Annotated in this window: 16 protein-coding genes and 2 pseudogenes; 4 read left to right on the plus strand and 14 right to left on the minus strand. The window is 70.5% G+C overall.

Translation table 11 applies throughout. The annotated features are described in order from the left end of the window. Window positions 1-13: 13 nt before the first annotated feature. The 4 genes from AB0I10_RS03045 to AB0I10_RS03060 form a co-directional block, all read right to left on the minus strand. Complete coding sequence (locus tag AB0I10_RS03045; protein WP_363150520.1) at window positions 14-853, minus strand: aldo/keto reductase; 840 nt, start codon at window positions 851-853, stop codon at window positions 14-16. Between the two features lie 59 nt (window positions 854-912). Then, window positions 913-1,965, minus strand: coding sequence for a hypothetical protein (locus tag AB0I10_RS03050; RefSeq protein ID WP_363150521.1), 1,053 nt, complete (start codon window positions 1,963-1,965; stop codon window positions 913-915). A 92-nt stretch (window positions 1,966-2,057) separates the two neighbouring features. Further along, on the minus strand, window positions 2,058-3,884 hold the full coding sequence (locus AB0I10_RS03055; protein ID WP_363150522.1) for a long-chain fatty acid--CoA ligase: 1,827 nt from the start codon (window positions 3,882-3,884) through the stop codon (window positions 2,058-2,060). Window positions 3,885-4,139: 255 nt separating this feature from the next. After that, complete coding sequence (locus tag AB0I10_RS03060) at window positions 4,140-5,003, minus strand: LysR substrate-binding domain-containing protein (RefSeq protein WP_363150523.1); 864 nt, start codon at window positions 5,001-5,003, stop codon at window positions 4,140-4,142. A 256-nt stretch (window positions 5,004-5,259) separates the two neighbouring features. Here AB0I10_RS03060 and AB0I10_RS03065 point away from each other — a divergent pair, with 256 nt between their 5' ends. Next, the gene (locus AB0I10_RS03065) at window positions 5,260-6,321 is read left to right on the plus strand and encodes a bile acid:sodium symporter family protein (RefSeq protein WP_363150524.1); all 1,062 of its coding nucleotides are present in this window, start codon (window positions 5,260-5,262) and stop codon (window positions 6,319-6,321) included. Between the two features lie 30 nt (window positions 6,322-6,351). Here the strand turns inward: AB0I10_RS03065 and AB0I10_RS03070 are convergent, their stop codons facing one another. The 4 genes from AB0I10_RS03070 to AB0I10_RS03085 all read right to left on the minus strand — a co-directional run bounded on the left by AB0I10_RS03070 (window position 6,352) and on the right by AB0I10_RS03085 (window position 11,419). After that, the gene (locus AB0I10_RS03070) at window positions 6,352-7,260 is read right to left on the minus strand and encodes a nuclease (RefSeq protein ID WP_363150525.1); all 909 of its coding nucleotides are present in this window, start codon (window positions 7,258-7,260) and stop codon (window positions 6,352-6,354) included. A gap of 241 nt (window positions 7,261-7,501) precedes the next feature. Continuing rightward, window positions 7,502-8,116 (minus strand): SMI1/KNR4 family protein, encoded by a 615-nt coding sequence (locus AB0I10_RS03075; RefSeq protein ID WP_363150526.1) that lies wholly within the window; start codon window positions 8,114-8,116, stop codon window positions 7,502-7,504. 91 nt (window positions 8,117-8,207) lie between these two features. Beyond that, window positions 8,208-10,223, minus strand: coding sequence for an exo-alpha-sialidase (locus AB0I10_RS03080; RefSeq protein WP_363150527.1), 2,016 nt, complete (start codon window positions 10,221-10,223; stop codon window positions 8,208-8,210). Window positions 10,224-10,477: 254 nt separating this feature from the next. After that, window positions 10,478-11,419 (minus strand): zinc-binding dehydrogenase, encoded by a 942-nt coding sequence (locus AB0I10_RS03085; protein WP_363150528.1) that lies wholly within the window; start codon window positions 11,417-11,419, stop codon window positions 10,478-10,480. 178 nt (window positions 11,420-11,597) lie between these two features. On the opposite strand from AB0I10_RS03085, the gene AB0I10_RS03090 reads away from it, so the two are divergent. Further along, window positions 11,598-12,041: a MarR family winged helix-turn-helix transcriptional regulator gene (locus tag AB0I10_RS03090; RefSeq protein ID WP_363150529.1), complete on the plus strand. Its 444-nt coding sequence runs from the start codon at window positions 11,598-11,600 to the stop codon at window positions 12,039-12,041. A 95-nt stretch (window positions 12,042-12,136) separates the two neighbouring features. Here the strand turns inward: AB0I10_RS03090 and fdhD are convergent, their stop codons facing one another. From fdhD to AB0I10_RS03105, 3 genes and pseudogenes are all read right to left on the minus strand, one after another. Continuing rightward, window positions 12,137-12,991 (minus strand): formate dehydrogenase accessory sulfurtransferase FdhD, encoded by an 855-nt coding sequence (gene fdhD, locus AB0I10_RS03095; protein WP_363150530.1) that lies wholly within the window; start codon window positions 12,989-12,991, stop codon window positions 12,137-12,139. Between the two features lie 25 nt (window positions 12,992-13,016). After that, a pseudogene (locus tag AB0I10_RS03100) lies at window positions 13,017-13,277 on the minus strand (Fe-S-binding domain-containing protein); the annotation flags it as partial. Window positions 13,278-13,405: 128 nt separating this feature from the next. Further along, the gene (locus tag AB0I10_RS03105; RefSeq protein WP_363150531.1) at window positions 13,406-14,752 is read right to left on the minus strand and encodes an FAD-dependent monooxygenase; all 1,347 of its coding nucleotides are present in this window, start codon (window positions 14,750-14,752) and stop codon (window positions 13,406-13,408) included. 397 nt (window positions 14,753-15,149) lie between these two features. Here AB0I10_RS03105 and AB0I10_RS03110 point away from each other — a divergent pair, with 397 nt between their 5' ends. Beyond that, complete coding sequence (locus tag AB0I10_RS03110; RefSeq protein WP_363150532.1) at window positions 15,150-15,518, plus strand: chorismate mutase; 369 nt, start codon at window positions 15,150-15,152, stop codon at window positions 15,516-15,518. A 217-nt stretch (window positions 15,519-15,735) separates the two neighbouring features. On the opposite strand, the gene AB0I10_RS03115 is transcribed toward AB0I10_RS03110, so the two are convergent. Further along, complete coding sequence (locus tag AB0I10_RS03115) at window positions 15,736-15,867, minus strand: hypothetical protein (protein WP_363150853.1); 132 nt, start codon at window positions 15,865-15,867, stop codon at window positions 15,736-15,738. 14 nt (window positions 15,868-15,881) lie between these two features. Continuing rightward, window positions 15,882-16,073 (minus strand): annotated as a pseudogene (locus AB0I10_RS03120) (acetate--CoA ligase family protein); the annotation flags it as partial. A 467-nt stretch (window positions 16,074-16,540) separates the two neighbouring features. Here AB0I10_RS03120 and AB0I10_RS03125 point away from each other — a divergent pair. Then, window positions 16,541-18,145 carry an aldehyde dehydrogenase family protein gene (locus tag AB0I10_RS03125; RefSeq protein ID WP_363150533.1) on the plus strand — a complete coding sequence of 535 codons (1,605 nt, stop codon included), beginning with the start codon at window positions 16,541-16,543 and terminating at the stop codon, window positions 18,143-18,145. Between the two features lie 146 nt (window positions 18,146-18,291). Here the strand turns inward: AB0I10_RS03125 and AB0I10_RS03130 are convergent, their stop codons facing one another. Beyond that, window positions 18,292-18,477, minus strand: a complete 186-nt coding sequence (locus AB0I10_RS03130) for a hypothetical protein (protein WP_363150534.1) — start codon at window positions 18,475-18,477, stop codon at window positions 18,292-18,294. Between the last annotated feature and the right edge of the window lie 96 nt (window positions 18,478-18,573).

The following is an 18,573-nucleotide window of genomic DNA, read 5'->3' on the forward strand; positions in this document are numbered from 1 at the left end:
CGGCAGGACCGGATTACACGTCGAACGTGGCAGGGTCGGGCCCCAGGCGCTTGCCCTCGTCCAGGGCGGCGATCGCGCTCAGGTCCGCGTCGTCGAGCTCGAAGCCGAAGACGTCGATGTTCTCCTGGATCCGGGACGGGGTGACGGACTTGGGGATGACGACATTGCCGAGCTGGAGGTGCCAGCGCAGCACCACCTGGGCGGGGGTCCTGCCGTGCTTCTGCGCGATCGCAACGATCGCCGGGACCTCCAGCAGGCCCTTGCCCTGGCCCAGCGGCGACCAGCCCTCGGTCGCGATGCCGTGCCGGGCGTGGAGCGCGCGACTGTCGGCCTGCTGCAACTGCGGGTGCAGCTCGATCTGGTTGACGGCCGGCACGACGGAGGTCTCGCCCAGCAGCCGCTCCAGGTGCTTGGGAAGGAAGTTCGAGACACCGATCGCCTTCGCGCGACCGCTCTTCGCGATCTCCTCGAAGGCCCGCCAGATGGTGAGGTAGTCATCGCGCATCGCGCGCGGCCAGTGAATCAGATAGAGATCGAGGTAATCGAGCCCAAGCTTGCTGAGGGACAGGTCGAACTCGCGCAGAACGCTGTCCCGCGTCCACGCTTCGGAGGCGCTGTTCCACAGTTTGGTGGTGACGAAGAGTTCGTCACGGGCGATGCCGGAAGCGTTGAGGGCCTTTCCGGTGCCCTCTTCGTTGCCGTAGATGGCCGCGGTGTCGATGCTGCGGTATCCGGCAGCCAGGGCATGGCCGACGGCGGTGAACGCCTCGTCGTCGGGTACCTGCCAGACACCGAATCCGAGCTGCGGCATCGCGGTGCCGTTATTGAGCGTGATGGAGGGAACCTTGCTCACGGGGGATTCGATCCTTACGTCGACTTTCGTGTTCTGAGTGTTCTGAGTGTTCTGGGATGTCAACGATCATCCGCCGTGACACATTCCCGCGCATCCCCGCGCATTTTCATGGCAGGGGTTTTCACGGGAGGGGCGGGGCGGGGCACGGTCGCCGCGGTCAACTCGCAGAGGGTGAAGGCGCCGGCGCAGAGCACCACGAGCCCGGTGAGGAGTTCCAGGGCGCCGATGAGCCCCGGGAGCCCGCCCGGGGCTGGGGACCCGTCAGGAGCGAGTCCGTCGGAGACCGTCCAGGTCAACCACAGCAGACCGCCCCACGCGAAGACCGTCGCACTGCCGGTCCAGGCCAGGGCGAGCGCCGTACGGGTGCGGAGCCGGGCGAGCGGTGTACGGCGGGGCAGCAGGCGGGGGAAGAGAAGCAGCAGCAGGCCGGTGGCGCCGGCGAGCGCGAGCAGGCCCTGGACCACGTCGGACGTGTAGCTGACGACGTTGCGGGCGGCCGCGTCGGCCGCATCCATGCCCAGCGTCGAGCCCGAGCCCCAGAGCAGACGGATCACGCCGATGGCGGCGATCAGTACGGCGGCGGGCCCCACGAAGATCCGCTGCACCGCGCGGGTTCCGGTGTCGGGCAGGTCGCGCACCGGGCGGCGGAGCAGTCCGCCCCAGCGCTGATGCGCGTACACCCCGAAGGCGCCGAGCAGCGTGATGGCCTCGACGAGGAAGCCGGTGTAGACGACGGCGAAGACCCAGGGCTGGAGGAAGTCACCGGTGGCTATCGGGTGGTGCCTGCCGAAGACGAGGACCGCGAGGGTGCTGCCCACGAAGCTCAGCATCAGCGGGATGAGCAGCCCGGACGCCATCCACAGCGGAAAGGTCAGCAGCCAGGCCGGGGTACGGCCACCGGCCGGCCGGGTGAGCGTATGCGCCACCGTGGCGGCGATCGCGTCGAGCAGGAAGGTGACGGCGTTGGCCACGATCCAGGTGGTGTGGCTGACCCGATCGATGTCGACGACGCCGAGGTCGAAGCCCAGCACCCACAGCAGCTTCAGGGTGAGGTACGGGGCACAGGCGGCGACGGCGATCCGGCCGAGCAGCGTGAGATGGCGGGGACTCATGACCCGGAGTCTGCTGGGCGCGGGCGGGCCGGGCGTCCTGCGCCGGGACGATCCGGTTCCACCACGCGGGGGAGGCCGCAGCCCCACCCTCGTCACGTCTGGTACAGCGCGTCCACCTCGGCCGAGTACGCCGTCTCGATCGCCTTCCGCTTGAGCTTCAGGGACGGCGTCAGCAGACCGTGTTCCTCGCTGAACTGGTTGGCCAGTATCCGGAAGGTGCGGATCGACTCGGCCTGTGAGACCAGGGTGTTGGCGGCGACCACGGCCCTCCGGATCTCCGTTTCGAGGTCCGGGTCGCGCACCAGGTCCGTCGGCGGCATCTCCGGTTTGCCGCGCATGGTCAGCCAGTGCGCGACCGCCTCCGGGTCCAGCGTCACCAGTGCGGCGATGAACGGCCGGTCGTTGCCGACGACGATGCACTGCGCGACCAGCGGATGCGCCCGCACCCGCTCCTCCAGCACCACCGGCGAGACCGTCTTGCCGCCCGAGGTGACCAGGATTTCCTTCTTGCGGCCGGTGATCGTCAGATATCCGTCCTCGTCCAGGGCGCCCAGGTCACCGGTGGCGAACCAGCCGTCGTGCAGAACGGCGTCGGTCGCCTTCGGGTCGTTGTGGTAGCCCTGGAAGACCTGGCCGCCGTAGAGCCAGATCTCGCCGTCCTCCGCGATATGCACCGTCGTGCCGGGAATCGGGATGCCGACGGTGCCGAAACGGGTCCGCTCGGGTGGGTTCGCGGTGGCGGCCGCCGTACTCTCCGTCAGGCCGTAGCCCTCGTAGATCGTCACGCCCGCGCCGGCGAAGAACAGCCCGAGCCGGCGCTCCATCGCCGAGCCGCCGGACATCGCATGCCTCACCCGGCCGCCCATCGCCTCGCGGACCTTGCTGTAGACGAGCTTGTCGAAGAGCTGATGCTGCATCCGCAGGGCGGCGCTGGGGCCCGACGCGGTGCCGAACGCCTTGTGCTCCAGCGCCTCCGCGTAGCGCACCGCGACCTCCACGGCCTTGTCGAAGGGCCCGACCTTGCCGTCCGCCTCCGCCCTCCGGCGGGCCGCGGCGAAGACCTTCTCGAAGATGTACGGCACCGCCAGGATGAACGTGGGGCGGAAGGACTGGAGGTCGGGCAGGAGCGCATGGGCGGCGAGTTCGGGCTGGTGGGCCAGCTTGACCCGGCCACGGATGGCGGCGACCTGGACCATCCGCCCGAAGACGTGCGCGAGGGGGAGGAAGAGCAGGGTGGCTGCCTCGTCGCCCGGCTTGGAGTGGAAAACGGTCTCGTGGCGCAGCACGATGTTGTCCGCCTCGGCCATGAAGTTGGCGTGCGTGATGACGCAGCCCTTGGGGCGGCCGGTGGTGCCCGAGGTGTAGATGAGGGTGGCGACGGCGTCCGGGGTGACGGCCATACGGTGCCGGTGCACCACGTCGTCCTCGATATGCGCACCGGCGGCGGTCAGCTCGGCGATCGGGTCGCGGTCGAGCTGCCACAGCTTACGGAGCCCGGGGAGCCGGTCCACGACCGAGCCGACGGTCATCGCATGGTCCTCGTGCTCGACCAGGCAGGCCGAGACGTCCGCGTTGTACAGCATCCAGAAGACCTGCTCGGCCGACGACGTCGGATACAGCGGCACGGACTGGGCGCCGACGGACCACAGCGCGAAGTCGAACAGGGTCCACTCGTAGCGGGTGCGCGACATGATGCCGACCCGGTCGCCGAACCGGACCCCCTGTGCGAGAAGGCCCTTGGCGAGCGCCATGACCTCGTCCCGGAACTGCGCCGCGGCGACGTTCTGCCAGCGCCCCTCGTGGTCCTTACGTGCGAGGGCGACCCGGCCGGGGTCGGAGTCGGCGTTGTCGAAGACCGCGTCGGCCAGCCCGCCGACCCGGGGCGCGGTCGCCAGCGGCGGGACGGTGAACTCGCGCAATGACTCGGCCCTTCGTGGTGCTCCTCACAGGGCCGCGACCGTACCCCAAGGTGACGACAAGCGGCAGTGTCCTACCACGGCCCGAATGTGGCGGCGCGGGAATTGGCCAACGGGCGAAATTGGGTTACTACGGGTAAGCGTGGACATGATCCGGCCACTTGGGCGCCGAACAATCACGATGCCGGGACGGTATCTGCACCAAATCTCTGCACCGGCCGTCGCGCGTGTCGGTGTTTCGCGCCGTCTGGGTGGTGATTACGGCATATGCAGCCGGTCGCCGCCCGCGAGGATCGCGTCGGCCAGCGCCTCCGCCGGGCCCCTCGCCGCGGCGTCGCGCTGCCCGTACAGCAGGACGAACTCCACCCCGCCCAGCTCCGGCAGCCCGGCGCGTGGCGGAATCCGGACCAGACCGGGCGGAATCATGCCGAGGGTGTGCGCCATGACGCCCAGGCCCGCCCGGGTCGCCGCGATCAGCCCGTTCAGGCTGCCGCTGGTACAGGCGATCCGCCATTCCCTTCCCTCGCGCTCCAGCGCCTCCAGCGCGCGGGCGCGGGTCACCGCGGGCGGCGGGTAGACGACCAGCGGGACCGGGCGCTGCGGGTCGAGGCGCAGCCGTTCGGTGCCCACCCACACCAGCCGGTCGCGCCACACCAGCCGCCCGCGTGACTCCTCCGGGCGCCGCTTGGCCAGGACGAGATCCAGCCGGCCGGCCGCCAGCAGCTTGTGCAGCGTCCCGGACAGCTCGACCGTCAGTTCCAGATCGACCTCGGGGTGCTCGCGCCGGAACTCTTCCAGCACCTCCGGCATCCGGGTCAGTACGAAGTCCTCCGACGCGCCGAACCGCAGTCGGCCGCGCAGCCGCGTCCCCGCGAAGAAGCCGGCGGCCCGCTCGTTCGCCGCCAGGATCGTGCCCGCGAAGCCGAGCATCGCCTCGCCGTCCTCGGTCAGCCCCACGGCGTGGGTGTCCCGGACGAACAGCCGCCGCCCGGCGGCCTCCTCCAGCTTCCGCACGTGCTGGCTCACGGTCGACTGCCGCAGCCCGAGGCGGTGCGCGGCCTGGGTGAAGCTCAGCGTCTGCGCGACGGTGAGGAAGGTGCGCAGCTGCACGGGTTCGAACACGGGGGGCCACCTCGCTCCATCGTCGATCGCGACAGGCAATCGGCCAGTGCCAGAGGCGCCCTGCAGCCCCACGCCCATCGCGCTACGTTCACCGTTCATCGGGATACGTAATAACAGTGACCACGGTAAGAGGGGTTCCCGATCGCCGCAACGAACGGCAGCCTGAAGAGGACGTCGTCCACGCCACTGCCTGCCGCCGTCCACGCCACTGCCCATGGCGCCGTCCCCGAGCCGCCGAACGACGCGAAAAGAGCCCATGCGCCGCCCATTGATCCCGATACCCTCCCGGCTGCCCGTGGACGGATACATCCTGGCCCTGGTCGGGACCGTCGCCCTGGCGGCCCTGCTGCCCGCGCGCGGACCGGCCGCCACCGTCGCGGACGGCGCCTCCACAGGCGCCGTCGCGCTGCTCTTCTTCCTCTACGGCGCCCGGCTCTCCACCCGTGAGGCAATGGCCGGCCTGCGCCACTGGCGGCTCCATCTCACCGTCCTGGCCTGCACCTTCGCCGTCTTCCCGCTGCTCGGCCTGGCCGCCCGCGGACTGGTCCCGTATGTCCTGCCGCCCGCCCTCTACACCGGGCTGCTGTTCCTGTGCCTGGTGCCCTCCACCGTCCAGTCCTCGATCGCCTTCACCTCCCTCGCCCGCGGCAATGTCGCGGCGGCGATCTGCGCCGGCTCCTTCTCCAGCATCGTCGGCATCGTCGCCACGCCCCTGCTTGCGGGGCTGGTCCTGCACAGCGGCGGCGCCGGACTCTCGGCCGACTCGCTGCTCTCCATCGCCTGCCAGCTTCTGCTCCCGTTCGTGGCGGGGCAGCTGCTGCGGCGCTGGATCGGAACCTTCATCACGCGCCACAAGAAGGCGCTCGGCTATGTGGACCGCGGCTCGATACTGCTCGTGGTCTACACCGCCTTCAGTGCCGGCATGGTCCAGGGCATATGGCACCAGGTCTCGCCGCTGCGTCTGCTGTGCCTGCTGGGCGTCGAGGCCGTGCTGCTGACGCTGATGCTGACCGGCACGGCGTACGGCTCGAAGAAGCTCGGCTTCCCCCGCGAGGACCGGATCGCGATCATCTTCGCCGGCTCGAAGAAGAGCCTGGCGGCCGGACTGCCGATGGCCAGCGTGCTCTTCGGCCCGCAGGCCGGGCTCGCGGTGCTGCCGCTGATGCTGTTCCACCAGATGCAGTTGATGGTGTGCGCGGTGTTGGCGAAGCGGTACGCGGCGGGGACGGGGATGGGGGCGAAGCCGGAGGTCGGGGCCGGGCGGGCTGCCGGTCGCGACACCGGTTCCGAGGCCGCCGCGTCCGGCGTCCCGCGCTAGTGCTGGACACCAACGGGGCCTTCGCGCTGCTCACTTCTCGTCGAAGAGGAGGTCTTCGGAGGGATGGGTCATCTTCACGGTCTCGCTGTTGGTGATCTCGACGATGTTGTGCAGGCCGGTCAGGAAGCGGGGCGGGTCGGCCGACAGGATGCGGAACCTGTCCGCGGCACCGCCCAGGTACGCGGGGAGGCAGGTCAGCGACGTGTTGCCGAGCGACAGGTACTCCTTCAGCCGGCGGAACAGCTTCGGAAGGATCACCGCGTCATCGGTGATCGAGGACATCCCGGTGATCTTCGCCCCGGTGAGGGTCACATCGCCCAGGGAGCCGCTCGTGGTGTTCCACACGCCCTTGCCGGGGCCGGCCTGCGCCTGCTGGGTGGCGGCGGCCAGCTCACGGCGCAGATCCGCGGGGAAGCCCGAGTAGAAGGTGGGGTAGGCCAGCCCCTCCGTGAGCAGGTGGTGGTTGGCCGTCTGCTTCAGGAGCCGCGTCTTGACGTCGATCTCGTAGCCACTGGCCCCGGGCGGGACACCCCGGCCGACCAGCGCCACGCAGCGGCCGAAGGTGTCGCTGCCGCGGGTGAGGACGAAGCCCGGGACTCTGTCGGGAGTGGCGGAGATGTTCTCGTGGCCATTTTCGGGGTCGACGGTGCGCCGGATGTCGGTGAAGCCGAGCCACGTCAGAAGCGTGTCCGTAGCGGCATCGGCGAATTTCCGTGGCTGGCGTTCCTCCGTCCCGTAGTTTCCCTTGTAGTGGGTCTCTAGCGCGTCGATGCCCTCGAGGCGCACATCGACGTGACCGTCCTTCGCGGGCTCCGGCTTGTGACACCCCCGAACGAGCTTCCATTCGCCCACGTAGTCCGGAATGAACGCGACGGTGTCCCCGTCGGGCCTGGTGCGGCCCGAGAGATGAAATGATCCCTTGATCAGCAACATTGGCATGGCGACTCCCACGAACGCCGGGACAGGCCACACGCAGCCACATGCCTCATTGAGCACATGCCTCATGCAGCCATATGCCTTGCAAGGCGATTGCACAGAAGGACAAACCGGTTCCCTTCCATGCTGCGACCGGCTCGGCGCCACCGCCATCGGGGACCGGCTCCTCGCCCGTCATCGGTCGCATTCGTCCTCTCGTGCCGAGCTGTGATCGTGTCTCGGTCCCCAAGCCCCGCGCCCCGCCTCACGCCACGTCGTACCACTCCTTCTCCGCGGCCCAGTGGCGCACCCACCCGGCGAACCCCGGCTCCGCGGTCGTCAATCCGAAGGGCGCGCCGAACGGGACCGCGCCCTCACCGGTGATCTGCCATATGTGGCCACGGTGTTCGCCGGTGACGATCAGATGCCAGTACATGCCGCAGCCGTCCGTGCCGAGCACCACGGAACCGTGGGCGGCGACCGGTGCCAGCAGCGGCTCGATCTTCTCGGACGGCCGCGGGTCGTCTTCCCACAGCCAGGCCGCGGTCAGCGGGAACGGTGCGTCGAGGGCGCGCTCCACCGACTCGTCCGACCAGTCGTCAGGCAGCGCGGCCAGCGGGACGAGGCCGTAGTCCGGTGGCCCGTCCGCACAGCCGTCGGCGATCTCGGCGACGAAGGTGCGGTACGGCTCCGGGAGCGTGATGCCGTGCCCCGACTCGAAGGTGCGCACGGCCGCCCAGCCCAGCGGCGGGTTGCCCCGCCCGGGGGCGAAGACGGCACGTAGCGCCTCGGTGTCGGTGTGGATCTCGGGGGCAGGACCGGTGTGGGACTCATCGGAACCGGGGGATCGGTGGCACTGCTCGGGCTGCACGGCATCCATGAACTCCATGCTGTCACCGCCCACTGACATCGCCGCCCCGCCGACATCACGGCCGGTACCGGGCATCACGGCTACGGGCGGCACCGCAGGCTCAGCCCCCACCACCCCCACGCACGTCGTCCAGCGGCAGCCCGAGGACCAGTGCGCCGGTCGGCCAGGCGTCGGCGGTGCGTGCGTCGGTCAGTGCGGCGTCGGTCAGCGCGCGCCGGTAGACGCGTACTTCGTCCAGTGCGCCGGTGAACTGGGCGCGGCCGTCCGGTCTCTGGCCGAGGTGCACGCCGAAGACCGAGCCACGGCTGACCGATCCGGGGACGTCCGGGACGACGGTGGTCGCGAAGCCGTCCACGGTGAGGAGGAGCAGGCCGCCCGTGCGGCGCAGCGCGAGATGGTGCCATTCGCCGTCGTTGTAAGCGCCGGTGGTCGCGGCCTGGGCGGTGGTGGCCGGCTTGGCGCCCTCCACGGCGGTGAGGCGGGCGACGATCCGGTCGTTCGTGGGGTCGGCTTCCACCGCGACCTGCGGGGATCTGCTGCCCACACCGCCCATCCACAGCAGTGGCTGTTCGCCGCTGGTGGCGGTGTAGCGGAACCAGAGGGCGCAGGTGAAGTCGTCGGTGCCGAGCGGGAGGGAGTCGTGGAAGGGCAGGCGTACGGCGTCGTCCTTGCCGTCGAAGGACAGCGCGTTGCCGAGGAAGCCGTCGGTGGTGCGCGCGCCGCCCAGTACGAGGGCCGACCGGGCGCCCCGGGCGTCGTCGCGGGTCGTCGGATCGGGGCCGCGGCGCGGGCCGAGCCAGTCCTCGGTGAAGCGGGCGAAGCGGATCTCGTCGCGGGCGTCCACCTTTCCGGCCTCGTAGAGCAGGCCGGTGACCTCGGGTGAGATGGCGACCATGTCCGAGTAGCCGGACCAGTCGCCGGTGACCCGTGCCCCCCGGTCGACGCCCTCCCAGGTGCGGCCCTCGTCCCAGGAGGAGCGGATGGTCATGGTCCGGCGCCGGTCGGGGTCGGCGGGCGCCGCGAAGAGGGTGCGGCTGCGGTCGTCGGCGGCGCGGGAGGACGACAGGCGCAGCGCCGAGGCCTGCACCATCGGGCTGTAGAGGTCGGGGATCGCGCGGAACGGCGCGGCGAAGGTGTTGCCGCCGTCGCGGCTGACCGCGGCGTCCCGGTGGCCCAGGTCGGTGCCGTCCTGTTCGCGTCCGTTGACGTAGATCGAGCCGTCGGAGCGTTCCAGGAGCGTCATTTCCGAGGGCTTCTGCCGGAAGGTGCCGTCGTCGGCGATCGGCCAGGTGTCCAGCGCGCCGACCCGCCAGGTGGCACCGCCGTCGTCGCTGTGGATCAGGGCTGCGTGGTTGGCGGTGACCCGGTCGTCCGCGTAGCTCTCGGCGTTGATGCCGAAGACCAGGCGGCCCGCGTGCCGGCCATGGGTGAGCTGGATGCCGTGGACGGGGCCGGTCGCGTACCAGGAGTTCCACTGCGGGGGGCGGATGGCGGGGGTGAGATCGCGGGGCGCGGACCAGGTGGCGCCGTCGTCGTCGCTGTACTGGAGGTGCGGGGTGCGGTCACAGGGGACGTCGCAGCTGAGGCCGTCGTCGCGGCCCTTGTTGTAGGTCTCGGCGATGACGATGCGTCCGGTCCGGCGGTCCACGATGGGGGCCGGATTGCCGTGCGTATCGCCGTTGCCGTGGTTGATGATCTGGAGCGGGCCCCAGGTGCGGCCGCCGTCGGTGGAGCGTTTGACGACGAGGTCGATATCGCCCGCGTCGCCGCAGTCGTGGGCCCGGCCCTCGGCGAAGGCGAGGAGGGTGCCGCGTACGGACTTCACGACGGCCGGTATGCGGAAGCAGGCATAGCCCTGCTCCTGGGCGGCTTTGAAGAGAACCTGCTGGTCGAATCCGCCTGCGGGGGACGGCGTGCTGGACGCCTTGGACGCCTTGGAAGTGTTGGAGGTGATGGACGTGGTGGAGGTTTCGGACGATGCGTCAGGCGCCGCCTGGACGGGGGCGGTCGGGAGGAGGGCGAGGGCCGCGGCGGCCAGCGTGGTGAGCGTGGCCGCGGCGCGGTGTCGCCTGGGTCTGCTGCGGGGGCTGGGGTGAGCGCGGAGAACTGACGTCATGGTCCGGCCTGCCCTTCGAGGCATCGGCGACGGGTCATCAGGACATCCAACGTCCTATGTGCAGTTGCGTCGGAAGCTACTGCCACGTGCGGACCGCGACAAGGAGCCTGCGTCGGTTCTCCGCCCCGGGGCCCGAATTCACTCGCCCGGCCCGCAGGAACTGCGCCGTGTGCGTTGCACGGGCCGGCAGTGCCGGGTGCGGCACACGCGCCACATGCGCCGGGTGCGCCACCTGACCCGGGTGTGACCCGGCGTCACGGCAGCAGCACCACCTTGCCGAGATTGGCCCGTGCCTCGATGATCTCGTGCGCCTTCGCGGCGTCGGCCAGCGGCAGTTCGGCATGTACGACGGCCCGCAGCCGCCCGGCACCGGCCAGCTCCCACAGCTGCGCGCGGTGCCGCTCGTACAGCTCCCGGTGCACGGTGGAGAAGCGCCGCATCGTCAGCCCCGTGATGGTCTTGGAGCCCGCCAGCAGTTCGAACGCCGGGACCGTGCCGCCACCGGAGTTGAAGAAGATCAGCCGGCCGCCGGGCGCGAGCGCGGCCAGGGCGCGCGGCAGCAGCTCGCCGCCGACCCCGTCCAGCACGATGTCGGCCGGCTCGCCCCAGGACTCCTGGTCGTACGTCACGGCCTCGTCGGCCCCGAGGCCGTACAGGAACTCCGCCTTGGCCGCGGAGCTGACGGCGGCCACCACCCGTGGCACGCCCTGGAGCTTGGCCAGTTGGACGGCGAGATGCCCGGTGCCGCTGGCCGCACCGGTGATCAGTACGGACTCGGTGCCGGCCGGCGCTGCGGTGCTCAGCGCGGCGAGCGCGACATGTCCGGGGCGTACCAGCGCCACCGCCTGCGTCGCGCTCGCCCCATCGGGGATACGGCTCGCCAGGAAGGCGGGCGCGAGGGCGAGTTCGCAGTACGAGCCGCTGAAGGTGAGCGAGGTGACGCGGTCGCCGACGGCGAAGCCGGTGACGTCGGGGCCGAGCGCGATGACCTCACCGGCGATCTCGCCACCGGGCGTGCCGGGCAGGGGGTCGCCCCCTCCGTTGCCGTCCCCGCGCACCCGCCGCACACACGGCAGCGTGACGCCGATCGCCTCCGTACGCACCAGCAGCTCGCCGGGGCCGGGCTCGGGCGCCTCGGCCTCCTCGACGCGCAGGACTTCGGGGCCGCCGTAGGTATGGAATCGGACTCGGCGCATGGGCGGACTCCTCCGGGGTCGTCGATCGGTGGCAACCGACCGGGATGCAGTCGTCGAGTGGCGAGCACCCGGCCGACATTCATTGGGTGCCCCAACGATAGCCATGGATCATTGGGATTGCCAATGATTATCCATTGGGCCATCCAATGGATTGATGGATTCTCGATACGGTGGTCCCATGTCCGACAACCCATACGCTCCCCGCCGCATCCGCACCCTCCCCAGCTGGCTGCTGGGCCGCGCCGCCGCCCGCGGCCACCGCCTCGTCGCCGACGCCCTCGCCTCCGAGGGCATGCGGATGATGCATCACGCCGTGCTCTCGGCGGTCGCCGAACTCGGCCCGGTCTCCCAGGCGGAGCTCGGCCGGACGCTGAGCATCGACCCCAAGGACATGGTCGCCATCGTCAACGACCTCCAGAAGGACGAGCTGGTGACCCGCACGCCCGACCCCAACGACCGGCGCAAGAACGCCATCGAGATCTCGGCGGAGGGCCAGCGGCGACTGCGCCGTACCCAGCGCCTCGGCGACCAGGCCAACGCGGAACTGACCGCGGCCCTGAGCCCGGAAGAGCGTGAGCAACTGATCGCGCTGCTCACCCGGATCGTCACGCCGGAGCGCTGATCGGCCGCGGAGCGCTGGTCAGTCAGGGAGCGCACCTCACCGGCCGGTGAGGTGGCGCCGGCCGGTGAGGTGGCGCATGAGCGGGCGCCGCGGCCTCAGCCTGTGGTGGCCGCGGTGCGCAGGGAGAGGCGGTGCTCGCCCGCGTACACGTTCATGGAGGCCCCCCGCAGAAAACCGACCAGGGTCAGCCCGGTCTCCGCGGCCAGGTCGACGGCGAGCGAGGAGGGGGCGGACACCGCGGCGAGGACGGGAATGCCCGCCATCACGGCCTTCTGTGCCAGCTCGAACGACGCCCGGCCGGACACCATCAGCACGCAGGAGGACAGCGGCAGCAGCCCCTGCTGCAACGCCCGCCCGACGATCTTGTCGACGGCGTTGTGCCGTCCCACGTCCTCCCGGATGTCCAGCAGTTCACCGTCCGTGCTGAACAGCGCGGCGGCGTGCAAACCCCCGGTGCGCTCGAAGACGTGCTGGGCGGCCCGCAGCCGGTCGGGGAGGGCGGCGAGCGTCGCCGGTTCGATACGGACCGGGGTGTCGGGGGAGGTGTCCAGGGCCCAGCGGGCGCTGGTGCGGACCGCGTCCAGGCTGGCCTTGCCGCACAGCCCGCAGGAGGACGTCGTATAGACGTTGCGTTCCAGGGTGATGTCCGGGACGGGGACACCATCCGCGAGCCGGACGTCCACGACGTTGTAGGTGTTCACACCGTCCTCTGTCGCCCCCGCGCAGTAAACGATGCTTGCCAGTTCGTCGGCGCTCGCCAGTACGCCCTCGCTGACGAGGAAGCCCGCGGCCAGCGCGAAGTCGTCGCCCGGTGTGCGCATGGTGATCGCCAGCGGCTTCCCGCCGAGCCGGATCTCCAGCGGCTCCTCCGCGACGAGGGTGTCCGGGCGTGTGCTCACCACACCGTCGCGAATCCGGATGACGCGGCGTCGCTCGGTGACCCGTCCCATGTCTGATCAGTCCCACTCGGTCAATTCAGCGCTGCTGTATGTGTTGGTAGCCGAAGCGGCCCTTGATGCAGAGATTGCCATGGGTCGCCGGGGCGTCGTGCGGCGAGGTGACCTTGACGATTTCATTGTCCTGCACGTGGAGGGTGAGGTTGCAGCCGGCTCCGCAGTACGCGCGGACCTCGACGCTGCACACATCGACGCACTTGTAGCAGGTGATGCACTTGCCGTAGTCACGGACGTACAGATCGTTGCCGACCTTGGGTTCCTCGTTCATCCGCGACGCGTCCACAATCTGCGGCTCCTGTCGGTCCTGCGGGTCGTGCGGACCCTTGTCGGTCGTGCGGGCTCTGTCGGTCCTGCGGGTACTGCCGGCCCTGCCGCCCTGCCGGCCCTGCCGATCCTTCCTCTGCCGCGTCAGACCTTCATCTCACGGCCGCCGAACGCGCCCGAGCCGTCCGCCGCGGCCCACGCCGAATCCAGCCCGGCCTGGTCCAACGTCCGCCAATCCGGGGTCTCCTGGACGAAGAAACGGCCCAGCCGCCGCCCCAGCTCGGCCATCGTCCGGCCGGACGCGCCGCGGTCGGTGCCATACCCGTCCAGCGCGTCGGGCCGCTCCGGTACGGCGCACAGGGCGGTCTCCAGAGCGGCTGCGTCCTGGAGCGCCTTGACCGCACCGGCGCCGGTGTGCGGACGGGCGACGGAAGCCGCGTCACCCGCCAGCAGGAGCCGCCCGGCGGTGTAGCTCGGCGCCGCGAAGTCGTACATCGGCTGGATGAAGACTTCCTGCGGTGGCGTCAGCCGGATCAGCCCGCCCCAGTACGGAGGCAGCAACTCGCTGGTGACATAAGCGAGATGGGCGTGCAGAGGGCCGGTGAGGGTGCCGGGCGGCAGGCTGGTGGGCGTGTCCAGCCGGAGGTCGAGGCCGGTGGGCGGGGTCGTGTAGAGGATCCAGTTGGCGCGGTGACCGCCACGGCCGTCCGGGATGCGGTAGATGACGACGTGGCCGCCGGGGAAGACGCCGTAGACGAGGTCCTCTTCCGCCCAGGGATTCGACGGCAGGCCGGGCAGGTCGAGCTCCGCCAGCCGCTCGGCGGGGACCGCGCCGCGCCAGGCGAGATAGCCGGCGTAGCTGGGCCGGACGTCGGGGAACGCGGCGTTGCGCACGATCGAGCGGTAGCCGTCGGCGCCGATGACGAGGTCGAAGTGCTCCGTGTCGCGGTGGTCGGTATCGAATCGGCCCGGATCGGAGTGGTCGGTAGCGAAGCGGCCCGGATCGGAGTGGGCAGTACCGAAGCGGCCCGGATCGCCCTCGTCGGCGTTGCCGAGGTGCACCGTGGCGCCGTCCGCTGAGCCGGTGACCTTGCCGACCGTCACCCCCGTACGGAAGTCGGTGGTCGCCGGCAGCCGTCCCCGCAGCTCGCGCCAGAGCGGTCCCCAGCAGTACGAGCGGAACGGGAAGGGCTGGACGCCGACCAGGCGCCCCAGGGGTGCGGCGCCCTCGCGGGTGTACCAGCGGCGGGTGGTCAGCTGCACCCACGGCATCGCCGCGTCCATGTAGCCGGCGGCGGACAGCTCCGCGTACCGGGCGTTGTGCACCGCGAGGCCGACGCCGCGATCCGCTAGCTCTCCGGCGGCACGTTCGTAGACGGTGATCCGGTCGGCGCCCGCGCGGTGTGCGGCGAGTGCCGCGGCGCAGCCGGCGATACTGCCGCCGACGACGGCGACGGTGCCGCCCTGGATCGGGATGCTGCCCTTACGCATACGGGTTCCCCTTGCCTGTTCCGGCGTGCCCGAGATGGTGCGCTCCGGTGCCGATGGTCGGTCGGTCCGGCTCAAACGGGGGAATTCTCGCAGGACTTGACGGGCGCCGCGATCCCGCCTGGGACGCGGATGGCCAGGTCACGCTGTGCGCTCGTGGGTAGCTCGGCGGCAAAACTGCAGACGACAGCCGATCAGTGATGCCGCCCGCCCGCGGGGTGACGTCGGTCGGCCGGATCCGGTCCGATCCGCGAGACCACCCCTGGCCGGCCACCGCCGTCCGGGTAGTGTGCAGCCGATCAAGCACTACCGATCAAGCACCACAGAGTACGCATCACTGATCAAGCACCACAGATCACGCATCACGCACCGAGCCCCCACCATGAATGGCGAGACGCACATGAGCGAAGGGACAGCACCGGCGGTCGGCGACGCGGCCTCCGTCGCCGACGAGGCGGCCCGTGAGCGGCTGCTCCACCTGCGCAGCAGCATCGACAACCTCGACGCCGCCCTGGTGCATCTGCTCGCCGAGCGCTTCAAGTGCACCCAGCAGGTCGGCGAACTCAAGGCCCGACACAGCCTGCCGCCCGCCGATCCGGCCCGTGAGGCCGCGCAGATCGAGCGGCTGCGCACGCTTGCCGCGGATGCCCGGCTGGACCCGGCGTTCGCGGAGAAGTTCCTCAACTTCATCATCGGCGAGGTCGTACGCCACCACCGGGCGATCGCCGACCGGACACTTGAGGAGCCGGGCGGGTCGGCCGCGGACTGAGTTTCGCCACTGCCCGAAGCTCCGCGCGTAAGGAACCTGCGGCGGCCTGCCGCACCCCGTGGCGTCCCGCCGCCCACCCCCTCCGGGGGGTGGGTCCAGTGGCGCGGATGTGGATGCAGGCGCGGGCGCAGATGTAGCGGTGAGGTCGCGGCTGCCGTGGTGTGGCTGCCGAGGTGCGGCTGCCGTGGTCCGGCTTCAGCCTGAGACGCCCCGCCCCTCAAATCGCCGCCCTGCTGACCAGCGAGATGATGCCGGCCAGCAAACAGCCGCCGTCAAAGCCCACGAGTCCACCGCCACCCACCGCCATCCACCGCCATCCACGGCCATCGCGCTGCCCCTCCAGCGCCATCGGCTGCACCTGGACCCGGTGATCCGCGCCTGCGGGTCGTACGCCTTCGCGTTCCGCAGGATCGCGGTGAACGCGCCCCGCACCTCGGCCGGAGAGCCCAGCCCGACCAGTAATCCGCCGGCATCGGTCTTGTGCCGGATGTCCGGCGAGACGATCTTCAGCGCGACCGGGAATCCGATCCGGTCAGCGAGCGCCATCGCGCCATCGCGCCACCGTGTCATCAGCCGTCGGCCATCAGCCATCGGATCGCCGCTGTCCAGAAGGCGGAGGCGTTTCAAGTCGCGGCATCCGCAGGGGCGTACGGCGATCGAGCCGGGCAGCGCGTACCGTGCCGACCGCAGGTCACTCCCTCGGTGCGGACGTCAAAGTGCCACCCCATGCGGACGTCAAAGTGCCACCCCATGCGGACGTCAAAGTGCCACCCCATGCGGACCTCAAAGTGCCAATCCGTCCGCCGCGTGATGCCGGCTCAACCCGTCGATATCGAGGCCGAGTTCCATGCCTCGCACGTCGTGCGCCCGCCAGCCCCGAGTGACTCTCGCCATACCTGACTCCGGACCGTCCCGCGCCGCCGCCACGGACCACTACCGTCCGGTAACACACGGCTCCATCGGGAGCCGACCGAGCGCCACCACCCTGCCCCTCCGGCCGTGCACCGAGAGCGGAGACAACGATGGCACCGAACCGCAGCTCCATTCCCGGCCCGCAGCCGACCCCGGCCGCGACACCCGCCCCTGCTGTCCCACCCCTCACCCTTAAACCCGGTACGTCCTGGCAGGACGCCTGGCGGCGCAGCCTGGCCGCCGCCCCCGAAGCGTTCCGCGATGATCACGTACTCAACCTCTGGGCCGGCGTATGGCAGCCCGACGGCAGCCCGCTGCCCGCCGCCAGCCCCCTCGACGGCACCCCCATCGCCGGCCCACCCCGCCTCGACGCGGACACCGCGCGGCACGCCGTACGCGCCTCTCTCGACCAGCACCGCACCTGGCGCCACGTCCCCCTCCCCGAACGCAAGGCCCGTATCACCGCCACCCTCGACGCCCTCACCGAACACCGCGAACTCCTCGCCCTGCTCCTCGTATGGGAAATCGGCAAGCCCTGGAAGCTCGCCCGGGCCGATGTCGACCGCGCCATCGACGGAGTCCGCTGGTACGTCTCCGAGATCGACCGGATGCTCACCGGCCGCACCCCGCTCCCCGGCCCGGTCAGCAACATCGCCAGCTGGAACTACCCGATGTCGGTCCTCATCCACGCGATGCTCGTCCAGGCCCTTGCCGGAAACGCCGTGATCGCCAAGACCCCCACTGACGGTGGCCTGTCCTGTCTCACCCTCGCCTGCGCGCTTGCGGCCCGTGAAGGCATCCCTGCCACTCTCGTCAGCGGCAGCGGAAGCGAACTCTCTCCCGCTCTCGTCCGCTCACCCGAGATCGGCTGTGTCTCCTTCGTCGGCGGCAGGGACACCGGCGCGCGCGTCGCCACCGCCGTCGCCGACCTCGGCAAACGCCACATCCTCGAACAAGAGGGCCTCAACACCTGGGGCATATGGAACTTCACCGACTGGCAGTCCCTCACCCCCATCCTCCGCAAGACTTTCGACTACGCCAAACAGCGCTGCACCGCCTACCCGCGCTTCGTCGTCCAGCGCTCTGCGTTCGCCGATTTCCTGGCCGCCTACCTCCCGGCCGTACGCGCCATCTGTTTCGGTCACCCCTTGGCCGTAGCCGCCCCCGACGACCCGCTCCCCGAACTGGACTTCGGCCCCCTGATCAACACCACCAAGGCCAAGGAACTGACCGACCTCACCACCGAGGCCATCTCCCGCGGCGCCGTCCCCCTCCACCGGGGCACCCTCGCCGAAGGTCACTTCCTCCCCTCCCAAGACACTTCCGCGTACCTTCCCCCGACCACCCTCCTCTTCCCGCCCCCTTCCTCCCCCCTCCACCACGCCGAGCCCTTCGGCCCGATCGACACCATCGTCCTAGTCGATACGGAGGCGGAGTTGCTGGCCGCCATGAACGCCAGCAACGGCGCCCTGGTGGCCACCCTTTCCACCGACGACCCCGAGACCTACTCCCGACTGGCCCCCCAGATCCGCGCTTTCAAGGTCGGCCACGGCAAGCCCCGCTCGCGCGGCGACCGCGACGAACTCTTCGGCGGCTTCGGCAACTCCTGGAGCGGCGCCTTCGTCGGCGGCGAACTCCTCGTACGTGCGGTGACCGAAGGCCCGCCCGCAGAGCGCCTCCCCGGCAACTTCCCCGACTACCACCTGATGCCGTAGGGCCCTGCCGGCACCCGCCCTGCTACCCGATCCCCTGCCGGTCGGGAATACGACGCGAACCGCCGCTCGGCAGCCGTCGGCACCGTACGCTCCACCGCCTGGAGCAGGAGCGTACGGTGCCGCACCGCAGACTCGGCCCCACCAACCTACGGCGGCAGGCCCCGCACCAGCGGCACCATGGTGACCCACCGCACACTGGTCTCACTCTCGTGCGAGGTCAGCACCAGCAGCGAGAACAGCAACGCCGCCGGAAAGACGGTGAACGTGATCTTGCAGCTCCAGCTCCGGACGAAGATCCGCACCACCCGGGGCGTGAGCCGACCAAGCGCCATCCGCCGCAATCACAACATCCAGCGCCGCCGCCCCCACCACCACAGCCACACCACACAGACCAGCCCCGCCGTGGGCGCAAAGTCAGAACGTGTCCC

This window comes from Streptomyces sp. NPDC050636, assembly GCF_040654775.1.
In the GTDB taxonomy this organism is placed as follows: domain Bacteria; phylum Actinomycetota; class Actinomycetes; order Streptomycetales; family Streptomycetaceae; genus Streptomyces.